This is a genomic window from Pseudarthrobacter sp. S9 (genome assembly GCF_050156545.1).
GTDB lineage: Bacteria > Actinomycetota > Actinomycetes > Actinomycetales > Micrococcaceae > Arthrobacter.
Genome location: NZ_CP189576.1, coordinates 1,751,313 through 1,773,419 on the forward strand (window position 1 = coordinate 1,751,313; position 22,107 = coordinate 1,773,419).

The 22,107-nt window shown below is 68.2% G+C and carries 23 protein-coding genes; 3 read left to right on the forward strand and 20 right to left on the reverse strand.

Annotated elements, in window-relative coordinates:
• Window positions 1-3: 3 nt before the first annotated feature.
• From ACQCSY_RS08255 to dacB, 15 genes are all read right to left on the reverse strand, one after another.
• Window positions 4-1,476 carry an MDR family MFS transporter gene (locus tag ACQCSY_RS08255; RefSeq protein WP_427134747.1) on the reverse strand — a complete coding sequence of 491 codons (1,473 nt, stop codon included), beginning with the start codon at window positions 1,474-1,476 and terminating at the stop codon, window positions 4-6.
• A 97-nt stretch (window positions 1,477-1,573) separates the two neighbouring features.
• Complete coding sequence (panC, locus tag ACQCSY_RS08260) at window positions 1,574-2,479, reverse strand: pantoate--beta-alanine ligase (protein ID WP_427134749.1); 906 nt, start codon at window positions 2,477-2,479, stop codon at window positions 1,574-1,576.
• A 14-nt stretch (window positions 2,480-2,493) separates the two neighbouring features.
• On the reverse strand, window positions 2,494-3,414 hold the full coding sequence (locus ACQCSY_RS08265; RefSeq protein ID WP_427134751.1) for a Rossmann-like and DUF2520 domain-containing protein: 921 nt from the start codon (window positions 3,412-3,414) through the stop codon (window positions 2,494-2,496).
• A complete protein-coding gene (locus tag ACQCSY_RS08270; protein ID WP_427134753.1) occupies window positions 3,407-5,038 on the reverse strand; it encodes a PH domain-containing protein in 1,632 nt (543 codons plus the stop codon). The genes ACQCSY_RS08265 and ACQCSY_RS08270 overlap by 8 nt, the downstream gene beginning before the upstream one ends.
• Before the next feature lie 24 nt (window positions 5,039-5,062).
• On the reverse strand, window positions 5,063-5,575 hold the full coding sequence (locus ACQCSY_RS08275) for a PH domain-containing protein (RefSeq protein WP_427134755.1): 513 nt from the start codon (window positions 5,573-5,575) through the stop codon (window positions 5,063-5,065).
• Window positions 5,556-6,080: a DUF3180 domain-containing protein gene (locus tag ACQCSY_RS08280; protein WP_427134757.1), complete on the reverse strand. Its 525-nt coding sequence runs from the start codon at window positions 6,078-6,080 to the stop codon at window positions 5,556-5,558. The genes ACQCSY_RS08275 and ACQCSY_RS08280 overlap by 20 nt, the downstream gene beginning before the upstream one ends.
• On the reverse strand, window positions 6,077-6,631 hold the full coding sequence (folK, locus tag ACQCSY_RS08285; protein ID WP_427134759.1) for a 2-amino-4-hydroxy-6-hydroxymethyldihydropteridine diphosphokinase: 555 nt from the start codon (window positions 6,629-6,631) through the stop codon (window positions 6,077-6,079). The genes ACQCSY_RS08280 and folK overlap by 4 nt, the downstream gene beginning before the upstream one ends.
• Window positions 6,628-6,987, reverse strand: coding sequence for a dihydroneopterin aldolase (folB, locus tag ACQCSY_RS08290; protein WP_427134761.1), 360 nt, complete (start codon window positions 6,985-6,987; stop codon window positions 6,628-6,630). The genes folK and folB overlap by 4 nt, the downstream gene beginning before the upstream one ends.
• A gap of 13 nt (window positions 6,988-7,000) precedes the next feature.
• Window positions 7,001-7,948, reverse strand: a complete 948-nt coding sequence (gene folP / locus ACQCSY_RS08295) for a dihydropteroate synthase (protein ID WP_427134763.1) — start codon at window positions 7,946-7,948, stop codon at window positions 7,001-7,003.
• A gap of 11 nt (window positions 7,949-7,959) precedes the next feature.
• Window positions 7,960-8,625, reverse strand: a complete 666-nt coding sequence (gene folE / locus ACQCSY_RS08300) for a GTP cyclohydrolase I FolE (RefSeq protein ID WP_427134765.1) — start codon at window positions 8,623-8,625, stop codon at window positions 7,960-7,962.
• A 9-nt stretch (window positions 8,626-8,634) separates the two neighbouring features.
• Window positions 8,635-10,701, reverse strand: a complete 2,067-nt coding sequence (gene ftsH / locus ACQCSY_RS08305) for an ATP-dependent zinc metalloprotease FtsH (protein ID WP_427134767.1) — start codon at window positions 10,699-10,701, stop codon at window positions 8,635-8,637.
• Window positions 10,702-10,891: 190 nt separating this feature from the next.
• Entirely contained in the window at window positions 10,892-11,443 is a 552-nt protein-coding gene (gene hpt / locus ACQCSY_RS08310) for a hypoxanthine phosphoribosyltransferase (protein ID WP_090957105.1), read from the reverse strand.
• Window positions 11,444-11,473: 30 nt separating this feature from the next.
• Complete coding sequence (tilS, locus tag ACQCSY_RS08315) at window positions 11,474-12,511, reverse strand: tRNA lysidine(34) synthetase TilS (protein WP_427135744.1); 1,038 nt, start codon at window positions 12,509-12,511, stop codon at window positions 11,474-11,476.
• Window positions 12,512-12,630: 119 nt separating this feature from the next.
• Window positions 12,631-13,749, reverse strand: coding sequence for a zinc-dependent metalloprotease (locus ACQCSY_RS08320; protein WP_427134769.1), 1,119 nt, complete (start codon window positions 13,747-13,749; stop codon window positions 12,631-12,633).
• 70 nt (window positions 13,750-13,819) lie between these two features.
• Entirely contained in the window at window positions 13,820-15,346 is a 1,527-nt protein-coding gene (dacB, locus tag ACQCSY_RS08325; RefSeq protein WP_427134771.1) for a D-alanyl-D-alanine carboxypeptidase/D-alanyl-D-alanine endopeptidase, read from the reverse strand.
• Window positions 15,347-15,486: 140 nt separating this feature from the next.
• Here dacB and ACQCSY_RS08330 point away from each other — a divergent pair, with 140 nt between their 5' ends.
• The gene (locus tag ACQCSY_RS08330; RefSeq protein WP_427134773.1) at window positions 15,487-15,975 is read left to right on the forward strand and encodes an inorganic diphosphatase; all 489 of its coding nucleotides are present in this window, start codon (window positions 15,487-15,489) and stop codon (window positions 15,973-15,975) included.
• A gap of 184 nt (window positions 15,976-16,159) precedes the next feature.
• On the forward strand, window positions 16,160-16,759 hold the full coding sequence (locus ACQCSY_RS08335) for a hypothetical protein (RefSeq protein WP_427134775.1): 600 nt from the start codon (window positions 16,160-16,162) through the stop codon (window positions 16,757-16,759).
• Window positions 16,760-16,794: 35 nt separating this feature from the next.
• Here the strand turns inward: ACQCSY_RS08335 and ACQCSY_RS08340 are convergent, their stop codons facing one another.
• Together ACQCSY_RS08340 and serS are read right to left on the reverse strand one after the other, a co-directional pair.
• Window positions 16,795-17,670 (reverse strand): HAD family hydrolase, encoded by an 876-nt coding sequence (locus ACQCSY_RS08340; RefSeq protein ID WP_427134777.1) that lies wholly within the window; start codon window positions 17,668-17,670, stop codon window positions 16,795-16,797.
• A gap of 176 nt (window positions 17,671-17,846) precedes the next feature.
• Window positions 17,847-19,127: a serine--tRNA ligase gene (gene serS / locus ACQCSY_RS08345; RefSeq protein ID WP_427134779.1), complete on the reverse strand. Its 1,281-nt coding sequence runs from the start codon at window positions 19,125-19,127 to the stop codon at window positions 17,847-17,849.
• Window positions 19,128-19,205: 78 nt separating this feature from the next.
• Between serS and ACQCSY_RS08350 the strand changes: the two genes are divergently transcribed.
• Entirely contained in the window at window positions 19,206-20,270 is a 1,065-nt protein-coding gene (locus tag ACQCSY_RS08350; RefSeq protein ID WP_427134781.1) for a diacylglycerol/lipid kinase family protein, read from the forward strand.
• Here ACQCSY_RS08350 and ACQCSY_RS08355 read toward each other — a convergent pair.
• From ACQCSY_RS08355 to ACQCSY_RS08365, 3 genes are all read right to left on the reverse strand, one after another.
• The gene (locus tag ACQCSY_RS08355; RefSeq protein ID WP_427134783.1) at window positions 20,267-20,503 is read right to left on the reverse strand and encodes a hypothetical protein; all 237 of its coding nucleotides are present in this window, start codon (window positions 20,501-20,503) and stop codon (window positions 20,267-20,269) included. The genes ACQCSY_RS08350 and ACQCSY_RS08355 overlap by 4 nt on opposite strands.
• 94 nt (window positions 20,504-20,597) lie before the next feature.
• On the reverse strand, window positions 20,598-21,581 hold the full coding sequence (gene pheA, locus ACQCSY_RS08360) for a prephenate dehydratase (RefSeq protein WP_427134785.1): 984 nt from the start codon (window positions 21,579-21,581) through the stop codon (window positions 20,598-20,600).
• An 18-nt stretch (window positions 21,582-21,599) separates the two neighbouring features.
• Window positions 21,600-21,926, reverse strand: coding sequence for a rhodanese-like domain-containing protein (locus ACQCSY_RS08365; protein ID WP_427134787.1), 327 nt, complete (start codon window positions 21,924-21,926; stop codon window positions 21,600-21,602).
• Window positions 21,927-22,107: the final 181 nt, after the last annotated feature.

Consider the following 22,107-nt stretch of genomic DNA (forward strand, 5'->3'; position numbering starts at 1 on the left):
GGCTCAATGTCCCGGCGCCGCACCCGCCGTCTTGCGCATCATGGCCGACAGCACGACGGCCGCGAGGGCTATGACTGCAGCGGTCAGGAACGCCGCGTGCATGCCGGCGACGATGCCTGTCCCGGCGGAGACCGCAGCGTAAATCGAGACAAGGAGCGCCGTCCCGGCGGCGCCGGCCACCTGCTGCAGCGTGCTCATGGTGGCCGAGCCGTGCGAATAGAGGTGCGGCGGCAGCGGGTTCAGCCCTGTAGTGAAGGCCGGGGTGAACAGGAGCGCCAGCCCCAGGCTCAGGGCCACATGCAGCGCAACGATCCACGCCACCGGCGTGTCCGCGTCGAGCATGGAGAACTGCCACAGCGACACCACCATCATGGCCGAGCCCGTGACGGTCAGCGGGAGGGGGCCGACCTTGTCGAAAACACGGCCGATGAACGGCCCCAGCAGGCCCATGGCGAGTCCTCCGGGGAGCAGGGCCAGGCCCGTCTCCAGCGACTTCAGCCCGCGGATCTGCTGCAGGTACAACGGCAGCAGGATCACCGCGCCGAACAGGGCGATCATGGCCACGACGAGCAGCAGCACGGACACCGTGAACATCCGGAAGTTGAAGGCGCGCAGGTCCAGCAGGGGCGCGTCGGACTTCTGCAGTTTCAGCTGGCGGAGCACGAACGTCAGCAGGGCCACCACGCCAACGGCCAGCGCAACCACGGCGGGAGCGCTTGGTCCGCCTGGTCCGCCCTGGCCGCCGCCGATCTGGCTCAGGCCGTACACGAGCCCGCCGAAAGCGGGAACCGTCAGTACGACGGACAGCGCATCAAGCCGGGTCTTCTCGGTTTCGCCGATGTTGACTAGATACTTGGCGCCGAGGGCAAACGCGGCAAGGGCGATCGGCAGGACAAAGACGAACATGAATCGCCAGGAAAAGTGTTCCAGGATCAGGCCGGAAACCGTGGGGCCCATGGCCGGCGCCACCGAGATGGCGATGCTCACGTTGCCCATCACTGCGCCACGGCGTTCCACCGGCACCAGGGTGAGGATGGTGGTCATCAGGAGGGGCAGCATGATGGCCGTGCCGCCGGCCTGGACGATGCGGGCCAGAAGGAGGACTTCGAATCCCGGCGCCACCGCGGCGAGGAGCGTGCCGCCTGAAAACAGTCCCATGGCCAGCATGAACACGGCACGGGTGGAGAGCCGTTGCAGGATGAACCCCGTTGTGGGGATAACGACGGCCATGGTGAGCATGAAGCCCGTGGACAGCCACTGCACGGTGGGGGCGTCGATCCTGAGGTCCACCATCAGCCGCTGCAGGGCGACGTTCATGATGGTTTCGTTGAGGATCACGACAAACGTGGCCACCAGCAACGTGACGATGATGGTGACGGATTCGCGGGACATCTTCACCGGCGGCGACACGGCCGGCGGCGACACGGGAGCCGGCGCTGGACCACCGTGGGCGTTTGAAGAGACCTCTGTTGCCATAGTGGTTCCCTCGGGGAGTTCGAAGTGGGGTCCGGCGAGCGTCGGCGCTACTGCAGGTTCCAACAGTGTAGTCCCCGGGGTAATTCCCGTGCTGGATTCAGGAATCCAGCGGCACGTTGTCGATCAGGCGCACCGGGCCCACCCTGGCGGCAATGATCGCCAGGCCTTCGCCGCGGAACGGCGTGTCCTTGCAGTTCTCCGCGAGGGGCTCGAGGGTCCGCGGATCCACGACGTCGAAATAGTCCAGCTCCACGAGCGGCTGCGACTCGACCAGTGCCTGCGCGGATTCCAGATCCAGGGGCACATGGGCGTTGGCGCGCGCCTCGACCAGCAGCAGGGCACGGGAGAGCACCAGGGCCGCCTCCCGCTCCTCCGCCGACAGGAAACGGTTGCGGCTGGACAGCGCGAGGCCTTCCTCGGAGCGGACGATCGGCACGGGCACGATCTCCACCGGGAAGTTCAGGTCCTCCACCATGCGCTTGACCAGGGCCAACTGCTGCGCGTCCTTCTGGCCGAAATACGCCCGGTACGCCGGGAGCCCCCCGCCGCCGGACAGCCCTGTTCCCGGCATTCCGAAGTGGAGCAGCTTCGCCACCACGGTCAGGGCGCCGTCGAAGTGCCCGGGGCGGGAGGCGCCTTCCCACTTTCCGCCCAGGGGGCCCGCGGTGATCCGCACCACGGGCTCCCCGCCGGGATACACCTCGTCCGCGGACGGCGCGAACACCAGGTCCACGCCCTCGGCATCGAGGAGGGCCATGTCCGCCTCCAGCGTCCGGGGGTACCGTTCCAGATCCACGGCTTCGCCGAACTGCAAGGGGTTGACGAAGATGCTGGCCACCACGACGTCGTTCTGGCCGACGGCGGTCCGCGCCAGCCGGGCGTGCCCCTCGTGCAGGGCGCCCATGGTGGGCACGAGCCCTTGGGACGTACCGCCCTTCTGCGTCAGCAGCCGCGCGCTTTCGGCGCGGAGCTGGGCAGCCGTCGAAACGAGTTGGATTGCCATCTCATGGTCCTTCCTTAGGACTGCGCCGCGTCTTGGTCCGGGTAAGGGCCTGGGCCGTCGAGCGCCTGCCTGATGCCGTCGAGTTGTTCCGGCTTCAACAGTCCGCGGCTTCCTGCCCGGCGGGCCGTCGCCCGGGCCATGGCCAGGTACGCCTCCAGAATATCGCCGCCGGAGCCGCCGTCGTGTTCCCGGAGGGCGTCCGCATGCGCGGCCACCGTGCCCGCATCGCCGCGGGCCACGGGCCCGGTCAGGGCAGATTCGCCCGAGGCGAGCGCGTTTTCGAGAGTGGCGCGCAGCAGCGGGCCGAGCATCTGCTCCGGGGCGTCGACGCCGACTTCCCTGAGCAGTTGCGAGGCCTGTGCCACGAGGGTGACGAGGTGGTTTGAGCCATGGGCCAGGGCGGCGTGATACAGAACCCGGTCGGCCTCGGCGATGGCGACGGGCTCGGCGCCCATCTCCACCACGAGTGCCTGGGCGATCGGCAGCATGGCGGCGTCGGCCGTGACGCCGAAGGTGCAATCGAGCAGCCTCGTGAGGTCCAGGCTCATGCCCGTGAAGGTCATGGCCGGGTGCAGCGCCAGCGGCACGGCGCCGGCCGCGCGGACCGGATGCAGGATCCCTACGCCGAAGCGGCCGGAGGTATGGGCCACGAGCTGGCCGGGCTGCCAGGCGCGGAGCTTGGCGAGGCCCTCCACGAGAGGGCCCAGGGCATCATCCGGGACGGCGAGCAGCACCAGTTCGGCGCGCTCCACGATGTCCCGCACGTCCAGGACGGGCACGCCGGGCAGCAGGGTTTCAGCGCGTTCGCGGCTGGCGTCCGAGACGGCGGACACTCCGATGATGGCGTGCTCGGCTCCGCGAAGCGCTGCCCCCAGGACGGCACCCACCTTGCCGGCGCCGATGATTCCGACGCCGAGGCGTCCTGGCTTAGCCATGTTGCGTGCCCTCCTGCGTACTTTGTTCCCGGTGACCGGGCGTGTCCAGCTCCGGGGTTTTGACCGGCGCAACCACCGGGGGTTCGACCGGCGCAACCACCGGCGGTCCGTGCCGGACCTGGTCCAGCCAGTGTTCGCTGGTCTGGCGTTTCCGCGCGGCCCGGGCGCGCGCGGACTGGGCATCGAGCAGGGCCCGGCCTTCTTCCAGGCCCGCCTGGATGAGCCGCGGGGCGACCGGGCCGGCCGTGGTGTGCAGGACCAGGTCCGCCACCCGGAACCGCCGGGCCAGCGGCCCCTGCTGCAGCGCCATCGACTGCGTGCGCTGGTGCGGCACCAGCACAAGGTGCCGCCACCAGCGGCCCGACCGGAGCAGCAGGGCGGTCTCGGTCGCGGTGAAGCCGTTGCGCCGCCAGCCCAGCGGCGCCAGCAGCCGGGCGCGGCGCGGGGTGGTGACGAAGCCGCCGTCGGCGTCCCGGCCTGAAGTGGCTCCCGAAACGGCTCCTGACGCGCCTGAAGCATCCGCCAGGCCGGTGAGGCCTGCCGTGAAGATCCGCACCGGTTCCGGGGTCCCGGGATCGGGCAGCACCAGGGCGAGCATGGTCAGCACCTCGGCGAGGGTTCCCACTGGGAGGAGCGTGGTCCGGGCTGAGCCCTCACCGTTGCTTCCCGCAACGCCGTAGCCGGCCACGTTGACCTGCATCCGGTACCAGCCGAAGATCCGCCACAGCGGCGGCTGGCTGACCCGGAGCGCCTGGATCCGGCCCGGCGGCAGGGTCTGCGTCTGGGTGTCCAGCAGCCCGTAGCGCAGCCGGATGCCGTCCGGGGAAATGCCGGCCGTGAAGTTGTAGCCCTTGTTGAACGAGGACCAGTACGCCGCCACCAGGCCCAGCGCGGCAGGGATCAGGTAGAAGTAGAAGCTGCGGTTCTCGGTGACGGCGGACAGCACCACAGACACCACGCCGCCCACCACCACGAAAAAGCTCTGCTCGCTCAGGAGCAGCGAGCCGACCAGGCGCGGCGGCGGCACCGTCAGCACCGCTTGCACGGGCGCCTCCACGGCGACGGCCTCCGGGTGCCCCGGATCCGGCAGCACGCCGGCGGCGCGGGACAGGATGGTCGCCCGGAGCTGCCGGGCCTCGTCCGCACGGAGGTAGGACAGGCGCACGGCGGATTCTCCGGCGTCGGCAACTTCGAACCGGAGCTCGGCCAGTCCGAAGATCCGGGCCAGCAGTGGCTGCACGATATCGATCGCCTGCACCCGGTCCAGCCGGGCCTGCCGCTGCTGCTTGAAGAGGAAGCCGGTGTTGACCCGGACGTAGCCCTCCGCCACCTGGTAGCGCGTGAAGTACCAAGTCAGGATGTAGCCGAGCACGGTCAGCAGCAGCACGGTTCCGCCGCCGAGCAGCAGCCACGGCGCCCGGCCGGCGAACCGTTCGTCGATGAGGGGGCCGCCCTGGAGCAGCCGTTCAAAGGTGTCCCGGCCGAAAAAGAAGCCGATCGCGGCCAGCGCCACCCAGCCGCGGACGAAAGGGGACGCCGGGTGCACGCGCAGCCAGCCGCCGTCGGGCGATCCCGCCGCACCGGCACCGGCGACCGGCGGCGGGGCAATCCCGCCCTGTGTCACAGCAATCCCTTCACAGTTATCCCGTCACAGCCCGGCCAGTCGGGCTTCACCGCGGGCGGACAGCTGCTCGCGGAGCCGCGCCCCCTCGGCGGCGGGCAGGCCCGGAATCTCGGCGTTGGTCCCGGCGGAGGCGGTGTGGAGCTTCAGGGTGCACAGGCCCAGGGCCCGTTCCACCGGCCCCGCCCCGATGTCCACGTACTGCATGCGGCCGTAGGGGACCACGAGGGTGCGCTGGAAGAAGATGCCGCGGCGGATCAGGAGGTCGTCCTCGCGCTCGGCGTAGCCGATCGAACGCACTTGCCGCGGGATGAGCAGCAGCCGCCAGAGGGCCAGGAGCAGCATCACGGCCGGCACGGCAACGGCCAGCCAGAGCGGCGGCCACGTCCACCAGCCGGACTGGACAAACACGAGGGGAAGCGACAGTCCGGACACCACGATGAGGTTTCCAAGCGCCCACCCGGCGAGGCGCACCGTGACGTACTTCGGTGACACCCTCAGCCAGGCGATGCCAGGGGGGTCAATCGCCTCGGTACGCATATTCGCCTTCCGCTGTGGGCTTGCCGCGTTTTCCTTGCAGTCCCGGAGCAGTATCGGCGTCGCCGTCTTCCGGCGGGATCCGGCAGAACCGCTCGACGACGAGGCCCACGACGATCATTATCAGGCCTCCGCCGGCCAAAGCCAGAGCTTGCCAGGTGATGCCCTGGCTGCTCCGCAGGTTCCAGAGCCGCAACTGGTCCAGGAAGATCCCCGCGTGCCAGCCCAGCAGCACGGTGCCCGTGTAGGCGCAGGCCTGGGCAAGGACGAGGGTCCACGCCGCCAGGATGGGGTTGAGAATGTTCTTCCTCTTGCCGTTGCGCCACCGGAGCACGCGGATGCCCAGCACCAGGGTGAGGACCACGATTACGCCCATGGTCAGCAACCCGGTGAGCGGCAGCACCGGGGTCGCCACGCTGTAGCGGCCGGTCAGCACGCTGGCGAACCAGCCCGCGCCGGCCACGGCCACGCAGATGGCCAGCAGGAGCAGGGGGTTGGTCAGCTTCACGGCCGCTCCACCGCGCCGGCGGCGCCGTTGACGTGGGAGCCGTTGACGTCCTCGAAGCCGTCGAAGGGTACGAGGTCAGCGAAGTCCGCGGCCCTGGCGGCGAGGTCGCCGACGCGTTCGCCGGCGAGCTCCGCCGCGGGGTCGATCAGCGACCACGGATACAGCACGAAGGCCCGTTCCGCGGCCCGGGGATGGGGCAGCGTGAGTTCGGGGTCGGAACTGACGATGTCCCCGTAGGTGATGATGTCCACGTCCAGGGTCCGCGGCCCCCACCGGACGTCGCGCACCCGCAGGTGCTTCTGTTCCACCGCGTGGCAGTGCCGCAGCAGCTCCAGCGGCGGCAAGCTGGTTTCCACGGCGATCACCATGTTGAGGAAGTCCGGCTGGTCCGGCGGGCCGCCCACTGCCTTCGTCTGGACGATCGGCGAGATGGCCAGGAGGCGGACCTCCGGCGGGTCGACGAGGTCCGCGACGGCGGCGGACAGGGTGTCGTTGCGCTCCCCCAGGTTGCTGCCGAGCGCAATCACGGCCCGGGTATAGACGGGGCTCATGGCCGCTCCCTGTGCACGCTGACGGAGACGTCGCCGAATTCGACCTCGATCGGAGCCTTGGGCTTGTGCACGGTGATGTCCACCGCGGCCACCGGGAACTTCCGCAGGACGTCCTCGGCGATCCGTACGGCCAGGGCCTCGATCAGGTTCAGCGGATCCCCTGTGATCCAGCCCCGGATGCACTCGGCCACTTCGCCGTAGTGCGCCGTGTCCAGGACATCGTCGGTGGCTGCGGCCTTGCTGAAGTCCAGGTGCAGCACCGCATCTACAGTGAACGGCTGGCCGTTGCGGCGTTCGAACTCGAACACCCCGTGATGGCCGACGGCGGTGACGCCGCTCAGCGTGATCTGGTCCATGGCGGCGGCCGGATCAGCTGTTGCCGGAGGCGGGCGGCTTAGTTGCCGTAGGCGCGGAGGGCGCCATGCGGGCAGCGACCTTCACGGCGTCGAGGCTGGAGCCGACGTCGTGCACGCGCACCGCCCAGGCGCCGCGGAAGGCGCTGATGGCGGTCACGGCGGCGGTGGCGGCGTCGCGTTCCTGCGGCGGGGCGGATTTGCCGGCTACCGTCAGGAGGCTGCCGAGGAAGCGCTTGCGCGAGCCGGCCACGAGGACCTTGTGGCCCATCGCCTGCAGGACGTCCAGGTGCTGCAGCAGTTCCCAGTTCTGCACATCCGTCTTCGCGAAGCCCAGGCCCGGGTCCATGATGATCTGCTCCGGGGCGACGCCCGCGGCGTAGAGCTTGTCCCGGACACCGGCGAGTTCGGCGGCGACGTCTTCGGCGACGTTCCAATAGTCGGTCAGGGAGTCCATGGTGCTCGCGTCGCCGCGGCGGTGCGTGAGGATGTACGGCGTCCTGGCGCGGGCGGCCAGCTCCGCCATCTCCGGCTCCATGGTCAGGCCGGAGACGTCGTTGATGATCGCTGCCCCGGCGTCCAGGGCCGCGGCGGCGGTGGCGGCGTGGGTGGTGTCGATGCTGACGAGGGCGCCGGCCTTCACAAGTGCCGCGACCACCGGCAGTACACGCTGCTTTTCCTCTTCGACGCTGACTTCGACCGCGCCCGGGCGGGTGGATTCACCGCCGACGTCGATGATGTCGGCGCCGGCGTAGAACATCCGCAGGCCGGCCGCGATGGCGGTGTCCGATGTCGCGTGCACGCCGCCGTCGCTGAAGGAGTCCGGTGTGACGTTCAGGATTCCCATCACGAGGGTCCGGTCCGTGGGCAGGTCCTGGAACCTCGCGGCCGGGCGCGGTTTGCGCAGTATGGGCAGGGGCGAGGTTGCGGGTCCGGTCCCAGGGGCTGCAGCTAAGGAGTCCATAGTCTGTTTTCTTACCTTCCGAGTATGAGGCTCATGGCTTCGGCACGGGTGGCCGGGTCATGCAGTTGCCCGCGTACCGCACTGGTGACGGTCTTGGCGCCGGGCTTGCGGATGCCGCGCATGGACATGCAGAGGTGTTCGCATTCGATGACGACGATCGCGCCGCGCGGCTTGAGGTGGGTGACCAGGGCCTCGACGATCTGGGTGGTCAGCCGTTCCTGGACCTGGGGCCGCTTAGCGAACATGTCCACCACCCGCGCCAGCTTGCTCAGGCCGGTGACCTTGCCGTCGTGCGACGGGATGTATCCCACGTGCGCCACCCCGTGGAACGGCACCAAGTGGTGCTCGCAGGTGGAGTAGAACGGGATGTCCTTGACCAGCACCAGCTCCTCGTGGTCGAGGTCGAAGGTGGTGGCCAGGATCTCCGCTGGATCGTGGTGCAGGCCGGCAAACATCTCCGTGTAGGCCTTGGCTACCCGCTTGGGGGTGTCCAGCAGGCCGCCGCGGTCCGGGTCCTCGCCGATGGCCAGCAGGATCTCGCGCACTGCGGCCTCGATCCGTGGACGGTCCACCTTGGGGTGGTCCACCTTGGAGTGCGGGTGCTGGGCTGCCTCGTCCGCCGCCGAAGCGGCGGCGGTGGCGGTGGCGGGAACGTCGTCGTCGAAATTAGAAGTCACAGATGAAGCCTAGCCGGGATGGCCGTCAGGCCCGATTTCCGTAACACCGCCGTGGAAGGACTCCTGTCCGGGGACGCCCTGGGCGTGCGGAGGCCGGGCATCCAGCGGTTCTTCCAGTCGGGCCTCCTTGGCTTCTTCCTGCGCCTCGCGTTCGGCCTTCTCCCGGCGGGACTCCACCGGTCCAGCCGACTGGATCGGGCGGGTCTCCTTGGACAGCCAGATCTCGCGGAAATCGCGCTTGCGGATGTGGGTGAAGACCTGCGCGATTTCGGCCTGGTTGAGGGTTTCGCGTTCCAGCAGTTCAAGGGCCAGCTGGTCCAGGACGTCACGGTTCTCGGTAAGGATGGCGTAGGCCTCGTCATGCGCACCGTCGATCAGGCGTCGCACTTCCTCATCCACGATGTAGGCGATCTGGTCCGAGTAGTTGCGCTCGTGCCCGGCGTCGCGGCCCAGGAACGGCTCGCCGCCGCCCTGGCCGAGGCGGACGGAGCCGACGCGCTCACTCATGCCGAACTCGGTGACCATCTTGCGGGCGATCCCGGTGGCCTTCTCGATGTCGTTGGACGCGCCGGTGGACGGATCGTGGAAGACGAGTTCTTCCGCGACGCGGCCGCCCATGGCGTAGGCCATCTGGTCCAGCAGCTCGTTGCGGGTTATGGAGTACTTGTCGTTCTCCGGAACCACCATGGTGTAGCCGAGGGCGCGGCCGCGGGGCAGGATGGTGATCTTGGTGACCGGCGCCGAGTTCCGCAGCGCCGCAGCGACCAGGGCGTGCCCGCCCTCGTGGTAGGCGGTGACCTTGCGCTCGTGTTCCTTCATGACGCGGCTGCGCTTCTGCGGGCCGGCCATGACACGGTCAATGGCCTCGTCGAGGGCGCGGTCGTCGATCAGGTTGGCGTTGGACCGGGCGGTCAGCAGGGCGGCCTCGTTGAGCACGTTGGCCAGGTCCGCGCCCGTGTAGCCGGGGGTCTTCTTCGCCACGGCCCTGAGGTCGACGCCGGGAGCCATCGGCTTGCCCTTCGCATGGACCGTCAGGATCTGGTCGCGACCAATCAGATCGGGGGCCTCGACGGAAATCTGGCGGTCGAAGCGGCCCGGACGCAGCAGGGCCGGGTCGAGCACGTCGGGGCGGTTGGTGGCCGCGATCAGGATGACGTTGGTCTTGACGTCGAAGCCGTCCATTTCAACCAGGAGCTGGTTGAGGGTCTGCTCGCGTTCGTCGTTGCCGCCGCCGATGCCGGCGCCGCGGTGACGCCCGACGGCGTCGATCTCGTCCACGAAGATGATGGCCGGCGCGTTGGACTTGGCCTGCTCGAAGAGGTCGCGGACACGGGAGGCGCCGACACCGACGAACATTTCAACGAAGTCGGAGCCGGAGATGGAGAAGAAGGGCACGCCGGCCTCGCCGGCAACGGCGCGGGCCAGGAGGGTCTTGCCGGTGCCGGGAGGGCCGTAGAGCAGCACGCCCTTGGGGATCTTGGCGCCGACGGCCTGGAACTTTGCCGGCTCCTGGAGGAATTCCTTGATCTCTTCGAGTTCCTCGACGGCCTCGTCGGCGCCCGCGACGTCACTGAAGGTGACTTGGGGCATGTCCTTGTTCACGAGCTTCGCCTTGGACTTGCCGAACTGCATGACCTTGGAGCCGCCGCCCTGCATCCGGGAGAGCAGGAACCAGAAGAGCACGCCCAGCAGCAGCACGGGGACCAGGAGGGATACCAGACCGGAGAACCAGTTGTTTTCGAGAGGCTGGTCGGTGAAGCCGCTCGGCGGCTTGGAGTCCGTGACGGCCTTGACGACGTCCTGGGCGCGGGCGTTGACGAAGTAGAACTGGACGTTCTTGCCCTTGTCCTGCCCGTCGACCTGCAGGTTATCCTTCAGCACCAGGTCCACGCGGTTCTCGGCGTCGAAGATCTTGGCCTGTTCAACTTTGCCGCCCGAGGTCAGCAGCGCGAGGCCCTTGTCGGTGTCGACCCGGCTCGAGCCGCCCGGCGCCAGGGTGGCAAAGGCCAGCAGGAGCATGGCGACTACGACGACAATCCAGATGCCCGGGCCCTTGAAGAAACTCTTAGCTTTCATCTGTTCGGGGCTGGCCCCGTCCCTCCTGGTAGTGCTGCACGGCGACCGATCTGCGCGCGTGTGGTGCTGCATCAGGTTCTAGCTATACACCGTCGCAGTAACTCACGCACGGTGAAGTCCAAAAGTTCCCTGTAGGCGTAGCGGGCCGGACGTGCGGGGCGCAGGAAGGAGTCGTCTACTGGTGCTTCGTCTACTCGTAGACGTGCGGCGCCAGGGTGCCCACGAAGTCCAGGTTGCGGTACTTCTCGGCATAGTCCAGGCCGTAGCCCACGACGAACTCATTGGGGATGTCGTAGCCGACGTACTTGACATCGATCTTGACCTTGGCGGCCGTGGGCTTGCGGAAGGCGGTGCAGATTTCCACCGACGCCGTGCCGCGTGATTCCAGGTTTGTCTTGAGCCAGGACAGGGTGAGGCCTGAGTCGATGATGTCCTCGACGATCAGGACGTCCTTGCCCATGAGGTCGGTGTCGAGGTCCTTGAGGATGCGGACCACGCCGGAGGACTGCGTACCGGAGCCGTACGAGGAGACGGCCATCCAGTCCATGGAGACGTGGCTGTGCAGTGCGCGGGCCAGGTCTGCCATGACCATGACGGCGCCCTTGAGCACGCCGACGATCAGCAGATCGCGGCCTTCGTAGTCTTTGTCGATCTGCGCCGCGAGTTCGGTGATCCGTTCCTGGATCTGTTCCTTGGTGTAGAGAACGTGCTTGAGGTCTGCCTGGACGTCGTTTGAATCCACCGATGGCTCCTGTGTAGATGCGGGGTGCGACTATTTTCGGGGCGGTTTTTGAGGCCGGAATACAAGCTTCCCACAGCGGGCGCCTTCGGGGGGAACGCCGGAGGTGGCGGACTGCCCCCCGGCGAGCAGCTGCGCGAGCGAGAGACGGTAGACGCTGACTCCGCCGGGGAGCTCCACCGGGCCGGCCGATCCCTGCCGGCGCAGCAGTGCTTCCGCCGCGAGCAGGCGCTGGTAACTGGGCTGCTGACCGCCGACGGCGGCGGCGGCCTTGGCGATGACCCGGAACCTCACGGCCGGTGGAAGGTCCCGCAGGGCCGCCTCGGGGAGGCTGATTTCGGTCCCGGACTGCTCCCGGAGCCGGGCAAAGGTGTCGTTCGCCACGTCCGCCAGGTAGTCGGCGTCGAGCTGCAGGATCGCGGCGGTCCGGGCCAGTGATTCGGCGACGCCCGGGCCGAGCTTTTCCTCAAGCAGGGGCAGCACCTCGACGCGGGTCCGGGACCGCGCATAGGCGGGGTCGGCGTTGCTAGGGTCGTGCCAGGGATCCAGGCCCTCCACCTCGCAGATCTCCAGGGTGTCGCCCCGCCGCAGGCCGAGGAAGGGCCGCAGCAGGCGCCCGCGGGACGGCCGCATCCCGGCGAGGGACCGTGTGCCGGAGCCCCGCGCCAGCCCCAGCAGGACCTGTTCGGCCTGGTCATCGAGGGTGTGGCCCAGCAGGATCACGCCGGCGCCGGTTTCATCAGCCACGGCTTCGAGCGCGGCGTGGCGGGCGTCCCGGGCGGCCGCCTCGGGGCCCATGCCGGTGGAGGCGACGTCGACCTTCCTCACCTCGACGGGCGAGAGTCCGAGATCCCGGAGCACCCGGTCCGTGGCGGCGGCCACCCCGCCCGAGCCCGGCTGCAGCTGGTGGTCCACGACGACGGCGCCCACGGAGACGGGATGGCCGTCCACGTGCCCCCGGCGGGCGAAGTAGGCTGCGACGGCGGCGAGGGCCAGCGAGTCAGGGCCGCCGCTGCAGGCGACCAGCACCCGCTCGGGGTAGCCCGCCCCCGCCAGGGCGTCCCGGAGCATTTTCCGTGCCGTGCCGACGACGGGTACCAGGCGGCCGGGCCGGCGTCGTCCGCTGGAAACGGAAGGAGTATCGGCGGAGCGGGGATCAGCGCCGGCGGGATTGCTGCCGGGCACGGAAACTAGAGCCCCATCCGCTCGAGCCAAAGCTTCGAATCGTGGATCTCGGGTTCGGTGGGGAGCTGGCCGGCGGACTCCCAGACCTTGTTGAAGCCTTCCATGCCCGCCGCGGCCACCACTTCGCGGACGAACTTCGAGCCGTCGCTGTACTGGCGCATCTTGGCATCGAGGCCCAGCAGGCTGCGGATGAACTTCTCGATCACGCCGCGGTCGTTGCCGCGGGCGTTGAAACGCTGCCGGATGGTCTTCACCGAGGGAACGATGCCGGCGTCGACGGCGTCCATCACCACATTGGCGTGGCCTTCGAGCAGGCTCATCAGGGCCGTCAGACGGGAGAGGGCAGCCTTTTCCTCCGGGTTCTGCAGCAGGTCCAGGATGGCGCCGCGGCCGGGGCCCGCGCCGGACGCCGGCCGGTCCTTCAGCGACTTCGCGGCGGCGGCGGCCCGTTCCATGAGGGAATCGACGTTGCCCAGCAGCAGGCCACTGAGATTTTCGATCTCATCCAGCATGTGGTGCCGGAGCCAGGGCGCAGCGGCGAACTGCACCCGGTGGGTCTGTTCGTGGAGGCAGACCCAGAGCCTGAAATCCGCGGGCTCGACGTTGAGTTCGCGCTCCACGGTGATGATATTCGGCGCCACGAGCAGCAGGCGCCCGGCGGCGGGAGCCGTGGAGTTCTCGGCCAGCGCTGAGAAGGGATCGTACTGGCCGAGGACCTTGCTGGAGAGGAACGCCAGGATCGCGCCCAGCTGGCTGCCGGTGATGGCGCCGCTGACGCTGGCCGCACCTGGGCTGATGGTTCCGCGGCGGCCCTCGAGCATCTTTTCCATGGCGGGCTTGAGCATGACGGCGAAGCTCTGCGTGTTGGCCTTGGCCCAGGATGCCCGGTCCACCACGAGGACCGCGGAATCACGCAGGTCCCGGGCCGCGTCGAGGCCGGTGATGTCGTGGACGTGCGGCACGGAAATCTCCGCCATGAGGCGCAGGTTTTCCACAGCGGCGCCGATCTCGGCGGAACCCAGGGTTGGGCCGGCCGGAGTCAGTCGGGCGGCCGTGGACGCGGCAAGCTCCCAGTTGATGAGCGTGTGGGCTTGGGCTGATGTCTCGCTTGCAGAGGACTCCATAGGCTCCATCAGATCACAGGGGCCTGACGATCCGCCTTAAGTTTCGCCGACCGGGGAACCAGCCGGCCGGTCAGCGGCAGCCGCAGCGGGCCAGGACGGAGGCGGCGCGGTCCAGCGCCGCCTTGTTGGCGGCACCCGGGGTCAGGCCGTTGCCGATAAACGAAAAGACCAGCAGCCGGCCGTCGGCGTCGACGACGTAGCCGCTGAGGGCGATCACCGTGTTCAGCGTGCCCGTCTTGGCGCGCACCAGCCCCGCGCCGCCGGCCGTGGACGCGTCCGTGTACCGGTCGCCCAGTGTTCCGGTGAGTCCTGCCACCGGGAACCCGGCGAGGGCGGCGCGCAGACGCGTGTCCTTGCCGGAGGTCATGGCCCGGACTACGTCCGTGAGCTGCCGGGCGGAGACCTGGTTGGCCAGGGCCAGGCCGGAGACGTCCTCGGCGCGGAGCGTGTCCGTGGGGATGTCCATGTCTTTCAGCTGCTGCAGCACGGCGGCGATAGCGCCGTCGTTGCTGCCGGGCCGGCCGCCGGCCAGGGCAGTCATCCGGCCCATCACCTCGGCCAGATAGTTGTCCGAGGTCCGCAGCAGCAGGTCCACCTGCTGACCGACGGTGGCGGACTGGACCTCGGCCAGGACGCGCACGTCGCCCTTGCCCGGCCTTGACTTGTCCGGCCCCGACTTTTCCGGCCCCGATCCGGCCCCGGCGGGAGCCCGCACGACACCGGGCGCCACTGACAGCCCCGCGGCCGCGGCGGCCGCCGTCAGCTGGGCCGTGAACGCCTCGGCGGCCGCCATGGCGGCGTCCTGTGGGCGGGGTCCCGTGGTCTTGGCCGGGTCGAACCTGGCCGAGTTCGTTGCCAGGGGGTACAGCGGGGCCATCTCTCCGGCGGCCACATCATCAGGGCTCCAGGCCGGGTTGAGCGGGGGGCCGCTAAAGAGGGAGTCATCCAGCAGCACCGTCACGGTGCCGGAGACGCCGTCGTTCTGGAGGGCGCGGACGGTGGCCTGTGCGAGCGTGGCGAGTCCGGCATGGCCCACGACGGCGCCCGGGGCCGATTCTCCCGCGCCCAGGAGCACGTCTCCCCCGCCGGTCAGCACCACCGAGCCGGGCGCGGATCCCGCCACGACCTTCGTGCTGAAGCGGCGGTCCGGGCCCAGGACGCGCAGCGCCGCGCTGGCCGTGAAGAGTTTCATATTCGACGCCGGAACGCGCGCCTCATCCCCCGAGCGGTCGAAGAGCAACTGCCCGGTGGCCGCGTCCTGCACCGCGCCCGTGATCGTCCCGGCGCCGTCGGTCTTCAGGGAGTCGTTGAGCTGGGCCGCGAGCGGGCCGGCATCAGGAGCGGCCGCCGAAGCGCTGAGGGGTCCGATGCCGCCGGTGCCGCGGGGAGAGCTCAGGCGGGTGGGGGCCTGCTGCCAGGGTGGGGCGGGCTTTGCGGCGTCCGCGGAGCGGTCTGGACCGAGGAAGGCCGGTGCGATCGCGATGCCGGCCGGGACGGCGAGAGCCACGACGAGGAGGGTCAGGAGCAGCATCGGGATGATCCCCCGCAGCGGGGCGGGCACCGGGTCCGTGCCTGCGCGGCTCGTTCTGCGTTTCATGCTGCTGCTGGTCCTTTAGTCCTGAAATGTCCCCACTAGTTCCTGAAACCAGCGCCTCTCGCTATATCCTCAATAGTAGTCGGCGGCACCGGCAGCCTTTTTGTGTGCCGCGCACCCCTGAAATCGTCAAGGAGCATTCCATGAAGCATGACGTGACCATCGAGATCCCCAAGGGATCACGCGTCAAGTACGAAGTCGACCACGAGACCGGCCGTATCCGTCTGGACCGTGTCCTGTTCACCTCCATGCAGTACCCCACCCACTACGGTTTCTTCGAGAACACCCTGGGCGAGGACGGCGACCCGCTGGACGCGCTGGTGCTCCTGCAGGACTTCGACCTTCACCCCGGCGTGATCGTGGAGTCCCGTCCCATCGGCGTGTTCAACATGACCGACGACGGCGGCGGAGACGCCAAGGTCCTGTGCGTCCCGGCCGACGCCCGCTTTGACCACATCAACGAGATCAGCGATGTCAGCGAGTTCCTGATCAAGGAGATCGAGCACTTCTTCACCCGCTACAAGGACCTGGAGCCGGGCAAGTGGGTCAAGGCCGAGGGCTGGGGCGACCGCGCCGCCGCCGAAGCCGAGCTCGAGGCTTCCATCAAGCGCTACGTACCGGCAGCGCACTAGTTCGTTTCCTCCAACGCGGGGTCACTTGCGGCCCATCCGGGTGACCGGGATGGGCCGTGGGTGGCCCCGCGTTGCTGTGTTCCGGGGCGGGCTGCTGAACCGGGCGGGCGGGGCGCAACCCCCGGGCGGTGAGGCCCGGAGGACGCTTGCCTACGAAGGACCACCGGGTAGTGTTTGATCCAGAATGTTCACGCTGACCATCAATCAAACCGACAGCCGGCGCGACGGCGACTGTGTGCCGCAGCTCCTGAAGGACCTGCGGCATATTCCGGCGCGCCTCGACTTCGACCGTTCCGTGGAGGACGAGGTCCAGGGCATTCTGGACTGTCCGCACCAGGCCGTCGAAGCGGCCATGATTGCCCTGCGCAGCGGCAGCTGGTACGTCGGAATCGGCGTCGGCCCGGTGAATGAACCCCTGCCCAACCAGATCAAGGACGCCTCCGGCCACGGACTGATCTATGCCCGGCGCGCCGTTGACAGGCTTCGCAACGGCAAGGACCGCGTTCCGGTGGCTGTGGAGGGGCCGCTGGCGGATCTGGCGGCGGAGTCAGAGGCCGTCCTGCGGCTGCTGGGCCATATTGTGCATGACCGGAGTCAGGCGGAATGGCGGGTGCTGGATCTGCTGACCCCTGGCGTGCGCGGGCAGCAGAAAGCCGTCGCGGAGGAACTCGGGATCACCACCCAGGCGGTGAGCAAGGCCGTGGCCCGGGCACAGTGGAATGAGGAGTACGCGGCGCGGCCCGCCGCGGCCCGTCTCCTGGGCCTCATCCTCGACGTCCGTTAGCCCACCGGGCACAGCCCCTAGCTCGGGCACAGCCCCTAAAGGAGGCTGCGCAGCACGTGCGCGGCGCCGTCGTCGTAGACCGACTTCGTGACCTCGTCCGCGGCGGCGATCACTTCCACCGGCGCCTGTCCCATAGCCACGCCGCGGCGCGCCCAGGTGAGCATCTCAATGTCATTGCGGCCGTCGCCGACGGCGATCGTGCGGTGGGCCTCGATGCTCAGCCGGTCCCGGAGGTGCTCCAGCGCGCTGGCCTTCGTGACCCCGGCGGCGGCAATATCCAGCCACGCCGTCCAGCCCACCGAATAGGTCACGCCAGCGAGGCCGATGTGACGGATCGCGGCGTTGAACTCTTCGGGGGTGTTCTCGGCGCTGAAGACCACCACGCGGACGGCGGTTGCCTCCAGCATCGTCTGGAAATCGACACCGACTGCCACGACGCCGAAGCTGGCATCCTGGAATCGTTCGGTGGAGAGGAAGTTGCCGGCCTCATCCTCGAGGGCGTACTTGGCCGTGGGCAGCCGCTTGCGCAGGGCCCGGAGAACAGGTCCGGGGTCAAACGTGGCCTTGTGCAGGACTTCGTAGCCATCAGGAAGTCCGGAGTCGAGGCGCAGGGTCACTCCGCCGTTGGAGCACACGGCGTAGCCGTTGTCGATGCCGATGTGCTCGATGATGGGCAGGGTGGCGTTGAGCGAGCGCCCCGTGGCGATCATGACGTGGTGGCCGGCGGCCACCACGGCCTGGGCGGCTTCGCGGACGGGAACCGACATGTGCCCGTCGTGGTCCACGAGGGTGCCGTCGACATCAAGGGCGATCATCATTTTTTCGCCGGTGGTGTTCTGGTTCGTGTTGTTCTGGTTTGTCTTGCGCTGGTCGTCGTTGCCAGCGACTGAGGTTTCAGTCAATGTAGTCATCTCACAAGTAGAGCAGACACCCCCGACAGCCGCTAGGATCCACGCCACAGCAGGGCATGAACTTGTGGTAAACACCCGCGGGTTATCCACGTTGTGGATTTTTACCGGGCAGGGTGTTTACCGGGCAGCCGTCGGGGAGGTCAGGCGCGAATCATCGGAAGGAAGCAGCGGAGGAATCAGAGGACCGGGAAGACTGTCATGCCGCCGAGGTACTTCTGCAGTGCGGCGGGGACGTTGACGGAGCCGTCCGGGTTCTGGTGGTGCTCCAGGATGGCCACGATCCAGCGGGTGGTGGCCAAGGTGCCGTTGAGGGTGGCCACGGCCCGGGTTCCCTTGGGGGCACCGTCCTCGTTGAGCACGCGTTCGCGGATGTTCAGCCGGCGCGCCTGGAACGTGGTGCAGTTGGACGTGGAGGTCAGCTCCCGGTAGGCGCCCTGGGTGGGGACCCAGGCCTCGCAGTCGAACTTGCGCGCCGCGGAATTGCCCAGATCGCCCGCGGCGGTGTCAATCACGCGGTAAGGCAGCTCGCACTTGGCGAGCATTTCCTCTTCCCAGGCGAGCAGGCGGGCGTGTTCGCCTGCTGCCTCCTCCAGCGTGGTGTAGATGAACATCTCGACCTTGTTGAACTGGTGCACACGGATGATGCCGCGGGTGTCCTTGCCGTGCGAGCCGGCCTCGCGCCGGTAGCACGAGCTCTGCCCCGCGTAGCGGATGGGGCCCGCGGAGAGGTCCAGGATCTCGTCGGCGTGGTAGCCGGCGAGTGCCACTTCCGAGGTGCCCACGAGGTAGAGGTCGTCTTCGGCGAGACGGTAGATCTCGGCGTCGTGCTTGACGTCAAAGCCGGTGCCCTGCATGGTTTCGGGGCGGACCAGGGTGGGCGTGATCATGGGCACGAACCCGGCGTCAATGGCCTGGTCCATGGCCATCTGCAGCAGTGCCATTTCCAGCCGGGCGCCGACCCCGCGCAGGAAGTAGAACCGTGATCCGGAGACCTTGGCGCCGCGTTCCATGTCGATGGCGCCGATCAGCTCGCCGATCTCCAGATGGTCCTTGGGCTCGAAGTGGGGGAAGTCGCGGGGCGTGCCGACGGTCTTGACCACGATGTAGTCGTCCTCGCCGCCCGCGGGGACGCCGTCCTCGATGAGGTTGGGGATCGCGCGGAGCAGTTCCTCCTGTGCGGCCTGGGCGACGTCGGCCTCGGCGGAGGCGGCCTTGACCGAGGCGGCGAGGACCTTGAGCTCTGCGAGCAGGGCCTGCTTTTCCTCGCCCTTGGCCTGCGCTACCTTCTTGCCGTACACATTCTGTTCGGCCCGCAGGTTCTCGAAGCGGATCAGCGCTGTGCGCCGGGCCGAATCCGCGGCGATGATCGCGTCCACCACGGAGTCATCGGCGCCGCGGGCGCGCTGGCTGGCACGGAACTTGTCCGGATTTTCGCTGAGGTCTTTTACGTCGATCACCAGACAAGAGTATCCAATCCGGTAACCATTCCTTGGCAATCCGGGCACGGGGCACCGGCGGGATACTGTTGGAACACAATGCGCGACTGGTTGCTCTACCTCGTCATCGCTGGAGTCCTGGCCTTTGCCGTCTCCAGCTGGTGGGGAGTGCGCCGGTTGAAAGCCAAGCACACCCGCAGCGCCGTCTGGGAGGAAACCCACAGTCCCGGACTGGGACAGCAAAGGGTTGCCGTGGTCATGAACCCGGTCAAGGCCAAATCGGCCGAGGCCCGGGTCCTCATTGAGGCTGCGTGCCTGGCGGCCGGCTGGGAGCCGCCGCGCTTCTTTGACACTACCGCCGAGGACCCCGGATTCTCGCAGGCGCGGGCAGCGGTGGAGCACGGGGCCGACGTCGTCCTGGCGTGCGGCGGGGACGGCACCGTGCGCGTGGTGGCCGAGATTCTTGCCGGCACGGACACCGCCATGGGCCTGATTCCGCTCGGCACCGGCAACCTCCTGGCCCGCAACGTCCACCTGGATGTGAGCGATCTGCCCGGCAACGTGCAGACGGCTCTGTTCGGACACCAGCGTTTCATCGATACGGCGCGCATGAGGGTGGAGAACTCCCGGACCGGGGCGTCCGCGGAACATACCTTCCTCGTGATCGCGGGCATCGGCATGGACGCGGAGGTGGTCGGCGACACCAATGACGGGCTGAAGAAGGCTGTCGGCTGGCTTGCCTACACGGAGGCCGGCGTCCGGCACCTTCCCGGGCGGCGCAAGAAGGTGTCGATCGCCCTGGACGACCAGGCTGAACAGAGCCGGAAGATCCGCAGTGTGCTGTTCGCGAACTGCGGCCTGATACCCGGCGGAATCGACTTCATCCCGCAGGCCATGATCGATGACGGCATGCTGGATGTGGTGGTGATGAGCCCGCGCAGCGCGATCGGCTGGCTGGCGATGTATACAAAAATCGTGCTGAAGCACAAGAGAAATCTGCCGGTGATGACGTATTATCGCTCCGGCAAGGTCACCATCCGGTGCCCGGAACCCCTGCCCACCCAGGTCGACGGCGATCCCTCGGGCGAGGCTACGAAGGTCACGGTGCAGGTGGCTCCGGGCTCACTGCTGGTCCGGGTGAAGGACGGCACCGAAGAAGACTAGGCGCTGGCTTCCTTCTTTGCGGCTTCCTTGTTCGCGTCGGCGGACTTCTTCGCGTCAGCGGCCGCTTTGGCGGCGCGGGCTTCGGACTGCTCACGGATCATGGCCTGCTCCTCCTCGAAGCGCAGGCGGTCCGCGCGGTCGGCGTCGTCGCCGTCCCAGTCCTGGTTGTCAGCAGTCGGTTTGGGATTCACGATCATTCCCTGGCCGTCATTTTCTGTGCTGGTGCCTGACATGACCCGCTCCCTCCGGTAGAGGATTTCCCCAATCTGGATCAGGCAAGCATACGCACAGTTGCTGAGGGGCGGAAGTGCCTGATGTGGCATTTGTCTACGCTCTGGGCGAAGCCTCCGGCGTATATTCCGGGACCACTGATGCCCCTGCAAGTATGTTTTTCACCCATGCATGTGCGGACCGGAATGCCTGATCCGAGGTGTGCGGGGCCACGTCCGTCCTGTGGCCGTCCGCACGGCTGTAGGAACCGAGGAAGCGGGTGGCCGGGCTGATCCGGTGCAGGCCCGCAAGCGCGTCGGCCACCCGCGCATCGGCAACGTGGCCATCGGCGTCGATGCTGAAGAAGTAGTGGCCCAGATACTGGCCGGTGGGCCTTGATTCGATGCGGCTCAGGTTCACGCCGCGCGTGGCGAACTGGTCCAGGATCTCCATCAGGGCGCCGGGTCGGTCCTCGGGCAGCGGCACCACGACGGTGGTCTTGTCGGCACCGGTGCGCTCGGGCAGTTCTCCGGGGCGGCCCACCAGCACGAAGCGGGTGACGGCGCCGGGGTTGTCGCCGATGTTTTCGGCCAGCACGGTCAGGCCCGGCTGCTCGGTGGCCACAATCGGGGCGCAGATCGCGGCGTCGTAGTGCGCGGCGTCGTCGTCCAGGAGGCCCATGGCGGCCGCGGCCGTGGAGGAACCGGGGATATATTCTACGTCCGGAATATGCGCATCCACCCAGAGCCTGCACTGGGCCCAGGCATGGCCGTGGGTGGAGATGCGGTGGATGTCCTCGATCCGGACTCCCGGCCTGGCCACCAGCACGAAGCTGATCGGCACGAGGGCTTCGCGGAGGATCCGCAGTTCCTGGCCCGTGGCAATGGCGTCGAGGGTCGCGGTGACGCCGCCTTCCACGGAGTTTTCGATCGGCACCATGGCCGCATCCGCCGAGCCGTCCCGCACCTTGTCCAGCGCCGTGTTCACATTCGACGACGGGATCCGGATGGCGTTCGCCGCGTCCGGAACCTGCATCAGGGCCGCCTCGGTAAAGGTGCCTTCGGGGCCGAGAAATGTGTAGGTGACGGTTGATGCGGGCATCGGCTCTTCCTTCTTCGGTTACAGAATGACGGGCTTGAGTCCGTTGTCGGACACCAGCGGCATTCCGGTTTCAAGCCATTGGTCCATGCCGCCGGCCACGTTCATTGCGGAATACCCCTGGCCCACGAGCCACTGCGTGGCGCGTAAGGATCGGCCGCCGGTGCGGCAGGTGACGTAGACGTCCTCGTCCGGATCCAGTTCCTCCAGCCTGGCCGGAAGCTGGTCCATGGGAATGTGCAGGGCGCGTTCGGCGTGGCCTGCGACCCATTCGTAGTCTTCGCGGACGTCCAGGATCTTGGCCCCTTCGGGGATGCCAGACACGGTGACGGTATGGAAGTCGCTCATGTTCGTCCTTTCCGCAGAATTCAAGGTCTGTCACCAGCGTATCGCCCGCCGCTGCCGGTGCACCGAAACAGGAGGCACGTTACGCTTCTGGAGAGCGTAGAGGAGACTCATGGCAGCCCAACGGCCCACGATTCCGGCAACCTCCGGTGATGCCAAGGCTGGACACACGGAGGGCACCCAG